The 15,890-nt window shown below is 36.0% G+C and carries 12 protein-coding genes; 1 reads left to right on the top strand and 11 read right to left on the bottom strand.

Annotated features, from left to right (window positions below; translation table 11 throughout):
* Nucleotides 1–66 precede the first annotated feature (66 nt).
* The 7 genes from NKR20_RS06170 to dinG all read right to left on the bottom strand — a co-directional run bounded on the left by NKR20_RS06170 (nucleotide 67) and on the right by dinG (nucleotide 8,910).
* The gene (locus tag NKR20_RS06170) at nucleotides 67–414 is read right to left on the bottom strand and encodes a YpoC family protein (RefSeq protein ID WP_301285899.1); all 348 of its coding nucleotides are present in this window, start codon (nucleotides 412–414) and stop codon (nucleotides 67–69) included.
* A complete protein-coding gene (gene nth, locus NKR20_RS06165) occupies nucleotides 411–1,070 on the bottom strand; it encodes an endonuclease III (RefSeq protein ID WP_253424493.1) in 660 nt (219 codons plus the stop codon). The genes NKR20_RS06170 and nth overlap by 4 nt, the downstream gene beginning before the upstream one ends.
* Nucleotides 1,071–1,092: 22 nt before the next feature.
* Nucleotides 1,093–1,809 (bottom strand): DnaD domain-containing protein, encoded by a 717-nt coding sequence (locus tag NKR20_RS06160; protein WP_121214555.1) that lies wholly within the window; start codon nucleotides 1,807–1,809, stop codon nucleotides 1,093–1,095.
* Nucleotides 1,810–2,871: 1,062 nt separating this feature from the next.
* Nucleotides 2,872–4,155, bottom strand: a complete 1,284-nt coding sequence (gene asnS, locus NKR20_RS06155; RefSeq protein ID WP_414674156.1) for an asparagine--tRNA ligase — start codon at nucleotides 4,153–4,155, stop codon at nucleotides 2,872–2,874.
* A gap of 219 nt (nucleotides 4,156–4,374) precedes the next feature.
* Complete coding sequence (locus NKR20_RS06150) at nucleotides 4,375–5,568, bottom strand: pyridoxal phosphate-dependent aminotransferase (RefSeq protein ID WP_121214557.1); 1,194 nt, start codon at nucleotides 5,566–5,568, stop codon at nucleotides 4,375–4,377.
* A gap of 15 nt (nucleotides 5,569–5,583) precedes the next feature.
* Complete coding sequence (locus NKR20_RS06145) at nucleotides 5,584–6,066, bottom strand: cell wall elongation regulator TseB-like domain-containing protein (RefSeq protein ID WP_121214558.1); 483 nt, start codon at nucleotides 6,064–6,066, stop codon at nucleotides 5,584–5,586.
* Between the two features lie 27 nt (nucleotides 6,067–6,093).
* Nucleotides 6,094–8,910, bottom strand: a complete 2,817-nt coding sequence (dinG, locus tag NKR20_RS06140) for an ATP-dependent DNA helicase DinG (RefSeq protein WP_253424490.1) — start codon at nucleotides 8,908–8,910, stop codon at nucleotides 6,094–6,096.
* A gap of 490 nt (nucleotides 8,911–9,400) precedes the next feature.
* Between dinG and NKR20_RS06135 the strand changes: the two genes are divergently transcribed.
* The gene (locus NKR20_RS06135; RefSeq protein ID WP_253424487.1) at nucleotides 9,401–11,494 is read left to right on the top strand and encodes a methyl-accepting chemotaxis protein; all 2,094 of its coding nucleotides are present in this window, start codon (nucleotides 9,401–9,403) and stop codon (nucleotides 11,492–11,494) included.
* Nucleotides 11,495–12,132: 638 nt separating this feature from the next.
* Here NKR20_RS06135 and lpdA read toward each other — a convergent pair.
* From lpdA to panB, 4 genes are all read right to left on the bottom strand, one after another.
* Complete coding sequence (gene lpdA, locus NKR20_RS06130) at nucleotides 12,133–13,470, bottom strand: dihydrolipoyl dehydrogenase (protein WP_253424484.1); 1,338 nt, start codon at nucleotides 13,468–13,470, stop codon at nucleotides 12,133–12,135.
* A gap of 132 nt (nucleotides 13,471–13,602) precedes the next feature.
* Nucleotides 13,603–13,986 carry an aspartate 1-decarboxylase gene (gene panD, locus NKR20_RS06125; RefSeq protein WP_121216032.1) on the bottom strand — a complete coding sequence of 128 codons (384 nt, stop codon included), beginning with the start codon at nucleotides 13,984–13,986 and terminating at the stop codon, nucleotides 13,603–13,605.
* A 12-nt stretch (nucleotides 13,987–13,998) separates the two neighbouring features.
* Complete coding sequence (gene panC / locus NKR20_RS06120) at nucleotides 13,999–14,841, bottom strand: pantoate--beta-alanine ligase (protein ID WP_253424482.1); 843 nt, start codon at nucleotides 14,839–14,841, stop codon at nucleotides 13,999–14,001.
* A 1-nt stretch (nucleotide 14,842) separates the two neighbouring features.
* Entirely contained in the window at nucleotides 14,843–15,679 is an 837-nt protein-coding gene (panB, locus tag NKR20_RS06115; RefSeq protein ID WP_253424479.1) for a 3-methyl-2-oxobutanoate hydroxymethyltransferase, read from the bottom strand.
* Between the last annotated feature and the right edge of the window lie 211 nt (nucleotides 15,680–15,890).

The raw sequence follows: 15,890 nt of genomic DNA, 5'->3' as shown, positions 1-15,890 counted from the left end.
AGCGGTTTGAATTAAGCTAAATACGTAAAAAAGGGATTATCATTACACCAATGATAATCCCTTTTCTTATTTGATTCGAAGACGAGCAAGACGTTTTTTCAATTCTTTAAACAGCTCATCTAATTGTCGATAACATGCATATTGAGCAGGTCGAGCTTTAATAAATAATATGCGCTCCATTCCGTTGATCGGTAACACTTCATATTGCTCGTTTTCTTTCATCGTCTTTTCATGGGTTTCTGAACAATCAAGGACACATTTTTCAAAGAGAGCAATTCCCTGCTCCATTAATGGCCTTGCTTGATTATTCCGTTCAGAATGCGCTTCATGAATTAATGTACTTAATTGTTCCCATTGTTCAAAATATGGGTCCACTTTTTCTTTTTGGATAGCTTGTTTATTCACTAGTATCATTGTTTCACCAAACCTCTTTTCAGCCTTTTTTGACCTTCCCTACAAAGATCAAGAAGAGGACATTCGCCGCATTGAGGGTTTTGAGCTTTACAATGATATCGACCAAAGAAGATTAATTGATGATGAGTTTTCGACCATTTTTCAATTGGCGTCTTTTTCATAATCGTCTCTTCTACTTCAAGAACTGTGTCTTTTAACCGACATAAGCCAAGCCGTTTTGACACTCGTTCAACATGGGTGTCGACTGCTAGTGCTGGTATGTCAAAGGCTACAGATAAAACGACATTTGCAGTTTTACGACCTACTCCCGGTAAAGTGACTAACTGTTCGCGAGTCTGAGGAATTTCACCATTAAATTCTTTGATGAGCTTTTCACATAAAGCTTGAATATTTTTAGCTTTATTGCGATATAGTCCAATGGAACGAATATCATTTTGCAATTCTTCCAATGATACTGCTAGATAATCTTCTGGTGTTTTATATTTTTTAAATAAATCTTTCGTTACTTTGTTAACGAGAACATCAGTACATTGTGCTGACAATAGTGTTGCAATTGTTAACTCAAACGGGTTATCGTGTACAAGCTCACAATGTGCATCCGGAAACATCTTGTCCATTTCTTCTAAGCAATGTTCCCATTGTTTTTTTGTAAGCATTGATCTCACCCCTGTTTCAAATTTATTCCCTTTCTTCTAACCAGTTATAGAAAGGTACTTTTTTCTGTATTGGTTCTGCTTGTGGTTTTGGTTGTACTGTAGTTGTTTTTTGATGGAATTGTTCCGTATGTTTTTCTACTTGCTTTACAGAAGTAATATTTTTCTTTTTCCATTCAAATAAAATACGATCGATATATCGTAATGATATTTTACCAGCTAAAACAGCTTCTTTTAAAGCTGCTTTAATAATACTTGGTGAATGGCGGTCTACATCGATCCACATGGAAATTGTTTCGATTTCCATTGGTGATAGCAATCGTCCAAATTCCTGTTCAAAAAGAGAAAAAATAGCTCCCTCTTCGTTCTTTTCTTCCTCTTGTTCTTGATTTCTAGTAGACGTTTCAATATAATCTAAAATTCTTTCCCATAATGGATATATCGAATATTTCTCATACAATTTACCGTGTGCATCAATGCCTTGAGTTATTTCTAAAAACCCTTTTTGAATTAATCTTTGTAATTTTAGAGTTATATCATTTTCGTTAAAATGGAGCCTTTCCGACAGATCAGCAGGAGTAGGGAAATCATTTTGCTCTGTATGAAAAGCAAGCAGATGGAGTAGAAGAAGTGCTTCGTCATCAGGTATTTTTAATGCCTTATAGTGTTGAAAAAAAAGTTGAGGTACGTTTACATGCACTTGCTCTGACCACATACGGAGTCGTTGATTTTTTGCATTCATAATAAGACTCCTTTCTTTTGAGAAAATTCATCTATTACGGGTTTTGGGTTGAGAACTGATTTCAAAATACTGATAAAAACAAGTTCGATAGATTTATTGTTTAATTTGTGTTTCATCATGCTTATGAATACCATTTTGAATGGATTTTCGTTCAGTTTTATCCTTCATCCGCCTTATGAAGACCATTTCTACTGGTTTTCCGCTCAGTTTTGTCCTTCATCAACCTTATGAAGACCATTTCAAACGGGTTTTCATTCAGTTTTGTCCTTCATCTACCTTATGAAGACCATTTCAACCGGATTTTCAATCAGTTTTGTCCTTCATCTACCTTATGAAGTCCATTTCAAACGGGTTTTCATTCAGTTTTGTCCTTCATCCGCCTTATGAAGACCATTATAAACAGATTTTCGTTCAGTTTTGTCCTTTATCTGCCTTATGAAGACCATTTCTACTGGTTTTTCGCTCAGTTTTGTCCTTCATCAACCTTATGAAGTCCATTTCAAACGGGTTTTCAGTCAGTTTTGTCCTTCATCCGCCTTATGAAGACCATTCCAAGCAAATTTTCATTCAGTTTTATCCTTCATCTGCCCTATGAAGACCATTCCAAAGGGATTTTCAGTCAGTTTTGTCCTTCATCTACCTTATGAAGACCATTTCACATGGATTTTCGTTCAGCTTTGTCCTTCATCAACCTTATGAAGTCCATTTCAAACGGATTTTCAGTCAGTTTTGTCCTTCATCTGCCTTATGAAGACCATTCCAAACGGATTTTCTTTCAGTTTTGTCCTTCATTACGCTTATGAAGACCATTTTAAACAAATTTTCTTTCAGTTTTGGTTTTCATCAACCTTATCAAGACTATTCCATCGAATTCCCGCTAAGTATTGTCCCTCATTACACTTATGAAGACCAATTTGACCGGATTTTCACTAGAATATAACCTTCATCAGCATCAGAAAAACAAGTACTTCCAAAATTCCCTAAGTAGGTTCAGCTCTCTGAAAATAAATTCCTATTTAAAGGAAAACGCCCGTATAAACGGACGCTTTTTAAAGTTTTATTTTATGGATAAAGTCGATTTAATAAACGAGGGAATGGGATACATTCACGTACGTGTTCTGCACCACTGATCCACGCAACAGTTCTTTCTAAACCTAAGCCGAATCCAGAGTGTGGAACTGAACCTTGTTTACGTAAATCTAAATACCATGCATAAGCTTCTTCATCTAAGTTATGTTCTTGGATACGTTGTTTAAGAAGTTCGAAGTCATGGATACGTTCTGAACCACCGATAATCTCACCATAACCTTCTGGAGCGATTAAGTCCGCGCATAATACAACATCTTCTCTTTCTGGATGAGGTTGCATATAGAACGGTTTAATTCCAGTTGGGTAGCATGTAATAAATACTGGTTTATCATAATGCTCGGCGATTGCTGTTTCGTGAGGTGCACCGAAGTCGTCTCCCCAATTGATATCCGTAAATCCTTTTTCGTGTAAGAATTTAATCGCATCATCATACGTAATACGTGGGAATGGCGCTTTGATATTTTCAAGCTTCGATGTATCTCGGCCAAGACGCTCTAATTCCATTTTGCAATTTTGTAATACCGATTGAACGATATACGAAACGTATTGTTCTTGTACTTCTAAATTTTCTTCAAATTCAACGAAAGCCATTTCTGGTTCAATCATCCAAAACTCAATTAAATGACGACGTGTTTTTGATTTTTCTGCACGGAAGGTTGGCCCAAAGGAGAATACTTTCCCTAATGCCATTGCAGCAGCTTCCATGTATAACTGACCAGATTGTGAAAGATAAGCATCTTCATCAAAATATTTTGTGTGGAAAAGCTCTGAAGTTCCTTCTGGTGCTGAACCTGTTAAAATCGGAGGGTCAATCTTTACAAACCCGTTATTGTTGAAAAATTCATAAGTAGCACGAATGACTTCATTGCGAATTTTCATAATGGCATGTTGTTTACGAGAACGTAGCCATAAATGACGATTATCCATTAAGAATTCGACACCATGTTCTTTTGGTGTAATTGGATAATCCACTGCAGCATGAATCACTTCAATGTCCGTAATAGCTAATTCACAACCAAAGCTAGAACGTGTATCTTCCTTTACAACACCTGTTACATACATCGATGTTTCTTGTGTCAAACCTTTTGCAGTTGCAAATAGTTCTTCCCCTACTTCTTCTTTAACGATTACGCCCTGTACAAAACCAGAACCATCACGTAATTGTAAGAATGCAATTTTTCCACTTGAACGCTTGTTTGCTAGCCAAACACCTATTTTTACTGTTTCGCCAATAGATGATGGCATGTCTTTAATCATAATTTTTTTCATATTGTTCCTCCAACAATATTAGTATTGTCCAGATTCAGGCGCTGTCTAGTCCAACTTGACCACTATGTAATATAATCCCTTCTATGCAATAAACATAAGGAATACAACGATGAATCTTCTAAAAAGGTAAAGGCGCGTTGGAATTGTTTTATAGAAAAAGCAAACCAAGCGCCAATACATTAAGAACTCTTTATAGTTTCTTTAAAATTAGTCTTGCCATTTTGTTCTTACAAAGTTGTCCATTCGTTTAACCGCTTCTTCTAATAATTCTAAAGAAGTTGCATAACTTAAACGAATAGTCGATGGAACACCAAAGCCTGAACCTGGTATTACTGCAACATTTGCTTCAGTAAGTAAAGCTGTAGCGAATTCGTCTACTGAATCATATCCAGTTTTAGCAGCTGCTTCTGAAACATCTGGTAATAGATAGAAAGCACCTTGAGGTTTTAACACTTTAAACCCAGGAATTGCACTAAGTTTTGGATAGATTACTTCTAAACGAGATTCAAATGCTTGACGCATTTCTTCAACAGAATCTTGTGGTCCATTATATGCTTCAACTGTTGCATATTGAGCAGTTGTCGTAGGGTTTGATGTTGAATGAGATGCTAAGTCAGTCATTGCTTTAATAATGTTTGCATCCCCAGCTGCATAACCAATACGCCATCCTGTCATAGAGTGGGATTTTGCCACACCGTTTACGACAATTGTACGAGCTTTCACTTCTTCAGAAAGTTGAGCAATAGAAAAATGTTCTACTCCATTGTATAAAAGCTTTTCATAAATTTCATCTGATACGATTAAAATATCGTGTTCAACTGCAACCGCAGCGATTTCAGCAAGTTCTTCACGTGTATAAACCATTCCAGATGGGTTACTTGGAGAGTTGATAATCACTGCTTTTGTTTTGTCAGTAATTGCTTCGCGTAATTGAGCTGCTGTAATTTTGAAGTTTTGAGAAGCATCACTTTCTACATACACAGGTACACCGCCAGCTAGTTTTACTTGCTCAGGATATGATACCCAGTAAGGAATCGGGATAATTACTTCATCGCCTTCATCTAAAATTACTTGGAATAAAGTATAAAGCACATGTTTCGCACCGATACCAACGATGATTTCATTTTGTTTATACTCTAATTGATTATCACGTACTAATTTATCGATAATTGCCTGTTTTAATACAGGAAGTCCGCCTGATGGAGTATATTTTGTTAATCCTTTATTCATTGAATCTAAAGCAGCATCCAGAATGTTTTGTGGTGTATTAAAATCTGGTTCACCTGCACCAAGACCAATTACATCAATGCCTTGGTCTTTTAACGCTTTTGCTTTTGCAGTAATCGCTAATGTTGTTGATGGTGTTAATGTTTTTACACGTTTGGCTAGTAGATTTTTCATTGTTTCATCTTCCCCTTATAAATTCAAAATGCGTTTCCACCATTCTCCATCTTCAAAAACAATGTAGACGTAATTTAGTTTTTCGGACTCGTTCATATAGGTGATTTCCCAAACTGGACCGACTTCCTCATAGCCTAATTTCGTATGGAGGATTTCTTTTACTTTCTCTTCATTATTTAAGACCGATAAAGCTTGTTCCTTAGTAATACCGTCTTGCAAAAATACTTCCTGAATCGAGTTCTCTTCTAAGCTGACCGGAACAAATAATGCTTTTTCTTTACCATTTTCATCTTCCCCGAAAATAGTAACATACGGTTTATTACCATTGTAAACGTAGCTATCAGACACTTTTGTAAGCTTTCCAGAAGAGATTGCTAATTCCTCTGCTTGCTTCTCAATTTTATTAAATGGTGTATCGGCTTTCCATATTACGAAGATTGAAATGGCCAGGATCAATGAAAGTAAAAAAACCGAAATGAAAATTATCCAGTTTTTCATCGAATCACCTTCATATTCGTTTGTTTCTTACTTATCATTTTCGTCAACCTGCTTTCTTTCCTCATCTTTGTTATTATACCAATGTTCAACCTCTAAAACCATATCTTGTAGAGGTAGTTTTTGAATAGAAATTTTCGGTAATGATTTTAAAAATTCTACTCCATATGACTTTGATTCAATTCGTCGGTCAAGGACAATAAAAACACCCTTATCTTGGGAAGATCGGATTAGTCGTCCAAACCCTTGTTTAAAACGTAATATTGCTTCTGGCAATGATAATTCCGTAAAGGCATTCCGTCCTTGTTGTTGAATTAACAACGATTTTGCTTTGAAGGTAGGCTCGTCCGGAGAAGAGAATGGTAAACGTACAACGATTACCGAAGATAAGGTTTCTCCCGGTACGTCTACTCCTTCCCAAAAGCTGTTTGTCCCAAATAATACAGAATGACTAAACTTTTGGAAGGCTTTTAATAACCTCATTCGACTTCCATTCGTTACCCCTTGAGCAAACAACATATAATCGTGTAACAGTTCACTTTCTTGAATAAGTTCAACGGTTTTCCTTAACATGTCTTGAGATGTAAATAAAACAAAGCAACGTCCATTTGTAGCACGAACGATTCTAGTGATTGCTAGTGCAACCGATTCAATAAAGTCTGTCTGGGAAACGGCTTGAATATCTGGCATGTCTGTCACGATATATGCTTGAGCACCTTTGTAATATTGAGTTGGCGCTTGAAGTGTTAATAAAGGCACACTTCTATTTATCCCTAATTGATCTGCAATAAATCGTTCATTATTTGGAACTGAGAGCGAACCAGATGTCCAAATAATAGCAGCTTTCTCCCGAATTGGGTTTAATAAGTGCTGGATTGTATTAGTAATATCAATTGGTTTCTTGATAACCCGAATACTACCTGGTAGATTACGTACATCAATTTCAATCCATGACGAGTATTCTGTACTTTGCTGTAGGAATACTTCATCCCATTCTGCAACTTTGATTTTGTATTCTCGAATCCAATATTCCCACTGCTCTACTACGATTTTGTGCTGCTTGGGAACTTGTTCTATATCTCCTTTAAAAATCTCAACAATTCTTTCGGCAAGTTCAATCCAATTTTGCATAGCATGGGAAACGCTTTTCATTAATCCTTGATCGAGTACTAGTTCAGATAAAAATGCGGATTGCTTGGTTTCCCCTTTACCTTTAGGTTTAAAGCCTTTCATTTGAAAAACAATTTCTTGCATTGCTTTATCAAATAAGTTCACTAACCTCATATATTTCCGTTCCAGTTGATGGAAAAGTTGTATCGGAACAAGTTGATTTTTTAAAGCAACTGCTTGAAATTTGGAAAATAACTGCTCATCTGTTGATAATCCAATTTGTCCAAAAACATATTTCCAATTGGTAAAGGTGAAAATCGTTTCATCTCGATTAACAGCCGCTTGTATAAATTGATGGGCTTCATCAATAATCCATCCATCAATACTATCAAATATTGGTTCATTACGTACTATATCTGCCAACAACATAGCATGATTCGTAATAATTAAATCCGCTTGTTCACTTTCTTGGATTGCACGATCGTAATAATCAAAGGTTTGTTGCTGCTTTGAGCTCTCATTATTTTTACGAATTTTATCAATAAATAACTGACCGCCACCCGAAACATTTAGTTCCGTTAAATCTCCTGTTGTTGTCTTTGAAAGCCAAACTAACACTTGAAGGATTGTTAATGTCTCATCATAGGATAAATCTCGTAAATTCAGTAGTTGCTCAAATTTCGCCACATCCACATAATTTTGTTTTCCTTTCAAAAGGGTCACGTTGACATTACAACCGAGTATTTTTTCCACTTTCGGTAATTCACTAGCTAAAAGCTGCTCTAATAAATGTGTGGTATATGTGCTAATACATACTTTTTTATTGTTTTGTTTTGCATAGATAACTGAAGGCAATAGATATCCAATCGTTTTTCCGATACCTGTTGAAGCTTCAATCATAAGTTCAGATTTATTATTCAAATGTTCCCAAATGGCATCCATCATTTGAAATTGTCCTGGACGTTCTTCAAAGGATGGGATTCGTTGTTGGAATAACACCATTTTTTCATCAACCGTTTTTGGGAATTGTATGGGTTTTTCGCAGTCTTTTGTCTTCACTGGTCGTTTCTTTAAAGCCAATTGATTATAATAGATAATTTCTTTTTCTTGTTCTACGGATTTTCGTTTGATTTGCAGTGCTTCAAATAACAATTGAGAAATATTTGTCTTGAGTTGAAAAGACTTTTTATGCAATTGCTCAACTGTCGTTAATGGAAGGGATAAAAGCTCTTCCCAACATTTTTTTAGGAGGTAAGCACAAGCCTTTGCATCATCATCCGCGCGATGAGCATTATCTAAAGGAATGTCCAAATCCGCAGCCAAATCCCCTAATTTATAACTTAACGAAGTAGGGAATAAAATTTTTGATAGTTCGACAGTATCAATTTTTTTCCCTCTCCATTTTGGTAAGCCTGCACGCATGAATTCAGATTGCAAAAAAGATAAATCAAAATCAGTATTATGAGCAACGAAAATTGCCTCTTGTAATAGTTCGTAAATTTCATTTGCATGGTCTTCAAAAGGTAAAGCATTCGCCACATCGGCATCTGTAATATTTGTTAAATCTTGTATAAATATTGGAATTGGTTTACCTGGATGAATGAATGATGTAAAAGTCTTCTCAATACACCAATCTTTCATAATGACGATTGCAATTTGTATCATTCGATCTCCAGAGGATGGTGAATGCCCTGTTGTTTCCAAATCAACAATTGCAAATTTTTGACTTTCCATCATTTTTCTCAACTCACATTTAAATTAATTATAAAGGGATTTTATCATACTTAAATATCTCTGGTCATGCTTTACCCCCAATAATTAAATTTGATTTTTATGTAAAATTTCCATTACTTAAACACAAAAAAGCGCCTGTTCTATAATTAAAACCGACGCAAATTTTTCTCATATAAAAAGAGCAGGGGCTCATCTCCCTGCTCATAAAAATAAAGCACTCCGGCAATCCGTGCCGTATGCGAGCGCTTTAGTTGTAAAGTATAAACTTTACTAGGTTTGGCACCTACTAAATATATTATATTAATTATCTTAGAAAAACAAGTGGAATTTACAGAGCCCTAAATTGAAACAATTTTTTGACATTTCAAAATTAATTAACACAAGAGTAATATTCGGTGCTATATTCAACATATTATAACATTTTTTACCATAATTCTTCGTTGTACTGATTAGAGAAATGTTATGCAGATCATGTATATGTAGGTGAGACCTTATGAAAAAACAGAAAAATCTTGTGTTAAAGCTATCATTACTAACCATTAGTATCTTTGTTTTACTATTTGCGATTTATAGTACTGTTTCTACTGTTATCATTTACCGAAATAGTTTAAAACAAAGTGAGGAGAATATCCAAGCTGTAAGTAATACCACATCAAAAGAAATTCAACAAGTTTTTGAAAAAACAATTAGTGTTTTAAAAACCGAATCGGATGTTATTTCATCTTTATATGCTCAAAATCAGTTAAACCCTACCCAAATAATCGATTTGCAACAAAAAGTGTTAAGCTCCAACGAAAACTTTCTAGGTGTATCTATTATTTTGGATGCAGCCAATTTAAAAGACATCGATTTGACGGATGATAGTATACTTAAAAATTCTAATCTTTTTGCTCAGTATACATATAGAGAGGAAAATAATATTACGAACATGCCTATCGAAGGTGTTGCTGAAGAAGACTGGTTTAAAACACCGAAAGAAAAACAATTACCCTATATTACTGAACCATATGACTATGAATTAAAAGATGGAACGGTCTCTATGGTAACCGCTACGATTCCGATTATAGTAAATAATCAATTTTTCGGAGTTGCATTAGCAGATTTCACCCTAGACTTCTTTGATGAACTAATTGCAAAAAATGTTCCAGAAACTGGCCTTCAACGTGTCATCACTCCTGCTGGTACCATTATTTCAGATAGTTCAAATGTAAATGTAAAAAATCAACCTATATCTGATTTAATTTCTGAATGGGACACACAATCACAAAAAATTCAATCTGGTGAAACGGTAACTTTTTATTCTAAAGATACTGCTTTAAATAACAAAGATGCCTTCTCACTCTTTACGCCTATACAAATCGACCAAAATGAAGCAAAATGGATCATCCAAACGGTTATTCCAAAATCAACTATTCTCGAAACCTTTAATTCAATCGTAAATATCACAATATGGGCTGCCATTCTCATGTCCATTATTCTTGCTGTGTTAACATACCTATTTATCGCAAGAAATTTAAAGCCTTTACAAAAGGTTAAACTTGCTTTAGAAGAGGCAGCTGCCGGGAAATTAACAGTCGAAGTGGATAATAGCCGCTTAAATAATGATGAGATTGGTTCAGTAGGTTTTGCGTTCAATCATATGCGAGAACAGATGCATACGGTTGTAGGGAATGTAAGTAAAGCATCTGACCTAATATTAGAAAAATCGGTTCAGATGAATCGTTCAATGGAAGAAATGTCCCAAAGTAGTGAAGAAATTGCAAAAGCAATTGAAGAGATTGCAAAAGGTTCACAAGTTCAATCAGCAGAAATTGACCAATCAAATTGTCAATTGTCCTTATTAGGAGATAAAATTGATGAACTTTCTGTTATTTCAAATGAGATGTTAGTAAGTATTCAAGAATCAAGCAATCAAGCCCGTCTTGGAATGAAAGAAATAGAAAACTTACGACAACAAACAAACGATGTATCGACTGTTAATGAAGATTTAGATGTACAAATGAACACATTGGGTGAAAGAATCCAAAACATTAACAAAGTCATGGAATCAATTCAAGCTATCACAGCACAAACAAATTTATTAGCATTAAATGCATCCATTGAAGCAGCTCGTGCAGGTGAGCACGGAAGAGGCTTTGCTGTTGTTGCAGAAGAAGTAAGAAAATTAGCGGAGCAATCTCAAAGTGAAACAGAACATGTTCAACATATCGTCGCTTCCATTTTACAACAAGCCGAACAAACTTCCCGTATAGTTCAAAAAAGTAGTAGTTTATTGAACTCACAAAGAGGTTCCGTGACAAGTACAGAAGTTGCTTTTAAAGAACAATTAAATCATGCTTCTCAAATCGAACAACGCATCATGCAATTTACTGATCGATTAAAAGCAATGTTAGAGGAAAAAGAAAGTACTGTATTAGGAATGCAACAAGTTGTCGCGATATCTGAACAATCTGCAGCAAGTGCCGAAGAAGTTACTGCAAGTGCTGCAGGACAACATAATGAATTGGAAAAAATTGTTGACATGATGAATGGATTGGAAGAATTAGCGAACGATTTGAAAACTGCAACAAAAAAGTTTGTATTATAAAAATAAGCGAAGGTATCCAAAAAGTTAAAACTCTTTGGATACCTTCTTTACTTATATAAGTATTGCTTCTGCGGTGGTCGCATTAAAATGCCACCATCCTTTTCAAAGAAAATTTGCTCCTGCGGTTGTTACACAATCCTCGTCGCAGATATTATTGCTCCTGCGATGGTTTTCACCATCTTTGTCGCAGGGATTATTGCTCCTGCGGTGTTTACACATCCTCGTCGCAGAACATATTGCTTCTGCGGTGGTCGCATTAAAATGACACCATCCTTTTCAAAGAAAATTTGCTCCTGCGGTTGTTACACAATCCTCGGCGCAGATATTATTGCTCCTGCGATGGTTTTCACCATCTTCGTCGCAGGGTTTATTGCTCCTGCGGTGTTTACACATCCTCGTCGTAGAACATATTGCTTCTGCGGTGTTTACACATCCTCGTCGTAGAACATATTGCTTCTGCGGTGTTTACACATCCTCGTCGTAGAACATATTGCTTCTGCGGTGGTCGCATTAAAATGACACCATCCTCGGCGCAGGGAATTTGCCTCTTTACAGTAGTTTTCTCTACCCACGTGAATTTGCTCCTGCGGTTGTTACACAATCCTCGTCGCAAAAGTAGGCGTTTTTAAACGCCTACTTTAACTATGAATTGCTTTCCAGAATACCGCTCTTGCTGCGTCTCCGATGTGTTCACTAACTGTAGGGTGTGGGAAGATGATTTTTGATAGGTCATCTGCATTTCCGCCAGCGACTTTGACAGACAACATGGAATTGAGTATTTCTGTTGCTCCATCCCCCACTACACAAGCTCCTAAAATGTCGTGGCGATCCTTTGATGCAATAAACTTGATAAATCCAACATCATTTCCTTCCATCAACGCCTTAGGATTTGTTTTGAACGGTAATTTCGTAACGATACACTCTTCTTCTACTTCATCTTCTAACAATCCAAATGTAGCAATCTCTGGATTTGTGTAGACACAACGAGGAATTGCATTTGGGTCAATTGGTTTTGGATGATTACCTAGAATTGCTTCAACTGCATGAATTCCTTCTGCACTTGCTGCATGGGCCAATTGATAACCTCCAATAATATCCCCGATTGCATAAATGTTTGGAATACTTGTTTGATATTCATCATTCACTTTAATAAAGTGCCCATCCATCTCAAGATTTAAGTCGCTTACTACTTCAAGATTTGGTCTTCTTCCTGTTGCAAACAATAATTGTTCAAAAGGATAATTACCTCTTGATGTTATCACTTCATTTTCTCGGATTTCTTGGAATTCGAAATCTAAAACTAGTTCAACACCAAGATCATGCAATTTTTGACGAATAATTGGTCGTGCTTCCGGCTCTTCCGTTTGTAAAATATCTTTACTATGATTTAAGATGGTTACCTTTGTTCCAAGTGGTGCTAAACTAAAGGCCATCTCAACTGCAATGACGCCTCCACCAATAATCGTTAATTGCTTTGGTAACTCTCGGATATTAAAAATTGTATCCGTTGTATGATATTTAGCATTTTCTAATCCTTTAAATGGCGGAACAAAAGGCTTACTACCTGTTGCAAGGATAATGTGATCGGTTTTGATTTGTTCACCATTTACAGTAATGTTGCCATCACTTGTAACTTTTGCTTCTCCCGTGATAAAGGTAATCGTCGCGTTTTGAATAAACACATGAATATCATCAAGTAGCTGTTGGATAATTTTTTCTTTTCGACTCATTAACTTAGGAAAATCAACATCTATAGAAGGTACAGTAATACCCCATTGTGCAGATTCACGAATTTTTTGTACCACTTTACTATGTTCAAGCATGATTTTAGAAGGAATGCATCCCAGATTAAAACATGCTCCCCCAACTTTTCCTTTTTCAATAATGGCAACCTTTAATCCACTTTTTGCTGCATGGATTGCTGCGACATATCCACCAGCTCCAGCACCGATTACCGTTAAGTCAAATTTCTTCATGAACGTCACCTCACTCCAAACGATAGCATTGTACGACTGACAAAATCAATCTTGTTTTACATTTTTTACATAAAAATAAGGCATTCTATTGAATAATCAATAGAATGCCTCACTTATGTTAACATTTTCAAGTTATAGTACTGTTGCTTCAGGTTCGTAGCTAATCATTTCTTTAATTGTGTTGTTTTCACCCATAATGGCAACGGTTGGCTTATGATTTGCAGCTTCATTGTTGTCCACATACACGTAAGAAATAATAATAACGATGTCACCTTTTTGAACTAGTCTTGCTGCTGCACCATTAACACAAATTACACCACTGCCACGTTCACCAGCAATTATATAAGTTTCAAAACGTGCTCCATTATTATTGTTCACTATGTGTACTTTTTCATTTGGTAGCATCCCCACTGCATCAAGAATATCTTGGTCAATTGTGATTGAACCAACATAGTTCAAATCTGCTTGAGTCACTTGTGCACGGTGGATTTTGCTATTCATCATCATTCTAAGCATATTCGTTACCCCTTATTTTGAAAATATTATGTTATCTATTAATCTAGTTTTTCCAATATATACGGCAGTCGCGAGTAAAAACTGTTCTGTATCATTTTTGATTTCAGCTAAATCTGGATAAGAAAGTAATTGTAAATAATCAATCTTACCAGATGTTTTTTCATTTATATGGTTTTCTGCTAATTGAATCGATTCTTCAACATTCGCACTGGATAAAAAATGTTCCTTTGCGATTTGTAATGCTTCGTAAATCGCTGGTGCTTGTCGGCGATCTTCTTCAGATAAATAAACATTTCGAGAAGATTTTGCAAGACCATCTTCTTCTCGAACAATCGGAACAGTTCGAATTTCTAATGGGAAATTAAAATCTCTCACTAATGTTTGAATAATCGCTACTTGTTGAGCATCTTTTTGACCGAAATATGCTCTCGTAGGTTCTGCCAAATGGAATAATTTCGTTACGACTTGAAGTACTCCATCAAAGTGACCAGGTCTTGATGCACCACACAAAATTTCCGATTGTCTTCCCGCGCGTATTGCAATTCCACCATTTGTTGGATACATTTCCTCAACGGATGGTGCAAAGATTACATCGACTCCGACAGACTCAGCTAACTTTGTATCTCGTTCTAAATCACGAGGATATGATTCAAAATCTTCACTTGGACCAAATTGAGTTGGATTAACAAAAATACTCATCACAGTGAAGTCATTTTCGCTTTTTGATGTACTTGCTAAAGTTAAATGCCCTTCATGTAAATAACCCATTGTAGGCACGAGTCCGATTGTTTTTCCATGTTGTTTTATATTTTTTACGATTGATTTAAGTTCTTGGATTGTTGTAACGACTTGCATTTTATTTGATGCCCCCATAAATTTGCGTTAATTCCTCTTCCTTCATTGTAAAGCTGTGACGTAGTGTCGGGAAAGCTTTGCATTTTACAGCTTTCGTATATGCTCGAATTCCGCGATCTACCTCGTCACCTACAAATGAGAAACTTTCAACGAACTTCGGTATGTGATGATTTCCATAGCGTAATAAATCATGGAATACAAGGACTTGCCCATCCGCATCTGGACCTGCACCTATTCCGATTGTTGGGATCGTTAATTGAGCAGTTACAGCTGCTGTCAGTTGATGGGGAATACACTCTAAAACAACTGCACATGCCCCTGCAGCTTCTACTTCTTTTGCTTCTTTTATTAATTGTTCAGCTTGTTCAGCTGTTTTACCTTGAACCTTATAACCACCTAGTACACCCGATTGTTGTGGTTGTAATCCTAAATGAGCAACGACAGGAATGCCAGCAGTTGTAAGTTTTTTAATAACTTCTAGTACTTCTCCAGCACCTTCTACTTTTAAGGCATTGGCTCCCGTTTCTTGCATCATTCTTACTGCAGTTTTTAACGTTTCATTTACATCACCATGGTAAGAACCGAATGGCATATCAACAACGATAAATGTATCCTTTGCTCCGCGACGTACTGCCTTTGAGTGATGAATCATATCTTCCACTGTAACTGGCATAGTAGAATCATAGCCTAACACTACCATGCCCAGTGAATCTCCTACTAAAATCATATCCACCTCTGCCTCTTCAGAAAACTTCGCAGCAGGATAATCGTAGGCAGTAATCATCACGATTTTTTCTTGCCTTTCTTTCATCTTTATAAAATCTGTTGTACTTTTCACTATTTTCTCCTCCTTATCGTAAGAAGAAAACATTAAAAATACCCTTCTATCACAAAATGGACAGAAGGGTAGCGTCATACAAAATAAAGATTTTAACGCAACGTTTTCTTCCGTCCCTGTCTAATTGATCAGGGCAGATCTTTTTTGTAAAAAAGTTACTGCATGAAGGTACAGTTCATCCGATACTGTCCATAAACAACTATAACAATTT

Source organism: Ureibacillus endophyticus (assembly GCF_024159215.1).
Classification (GTDB): Bacteria; Bacillota; Bacilli; order Bacillales_A; family Planococcaceae; genus Ureibacillus; species Ureibacillus endophyticus.
The sequence above is the reverse complement of the archived record's forward strand: the minus strand, read 5'-3'. Positions and strand labels throughout refer to the sequence as shown.

Coding starts and splice junctions, on each gene's coding strand:
- NKR20_RS06170 (WP_301285899.1), bottom strand. CDS start 414: ATGATACTAGTGAATAAACAAGCTATCCAAAAAGAAAAAGTGGACCCA.
- nth (WP_253424493.1), bottom strand. CDS start 1,070: ATGCTTACAAAAAAACAATGGGAACATTGCTTAGAAGAAATGGACAAG.
- NKR20_RS06160 (WP_121214555.1), bottom strand. CDS start 1,809: ATGAATGCAAAAAATCAACGACTCCGTATGTGGTCAGAGCAAGTGCAT.
- asnS (WP_414674156.1), bottom strand. CDS start 4,155: ATGATTAAAGACATGCCATCATCTATTGGCGAAACAGTAAAAATAGGT.
- NKR20_RS06150 (WP_121214557.1), bottom strand. CDS start 5,568: ATGAAAAATCTACTAGCCAAACGTGTAAAAACATTAACACCATCAACA.
- NKR20_RS06145 (WP_121214558.1), bottom strand. CDS start 6,066: ATGAAAAACTGGATAATTTTCATTTCGGTTTTTTTACTTTCATTGATC.
- dinG (WP_253424490.1), bottom strand. CDS start 8,910: ATGATGGAAAGTCAAAAATTTGCAATTGTTGATTTGGAAACAACAGGG.
- NKR20_RS06135 (WP_253424487.1), top strand. CDS start 9,401: ATGAAAAAACAGAAAAATCTTGTGTTAAAGCTATCATTACTAACCATT.
- lpdA (WP_253424484.1), bottom strand. CDS start 13,470: ATGAAGAAATTTGACTTAACGGTAATCGGTGCTGGAGCTGGTGGATAT.
- panD (WP_121216032.1), bottom strand. CDS start 13,986: ATGCTTAGAATGATGATGAATAGCAAAATCCACCGTGCACAAGTGACT.
- panC (WP_253424482.1), bottom strand. CDS start 14,841: ATGCAAGTCGTTACAACAATCCAAGAACTTAAATCAATCGTAAAAAAT.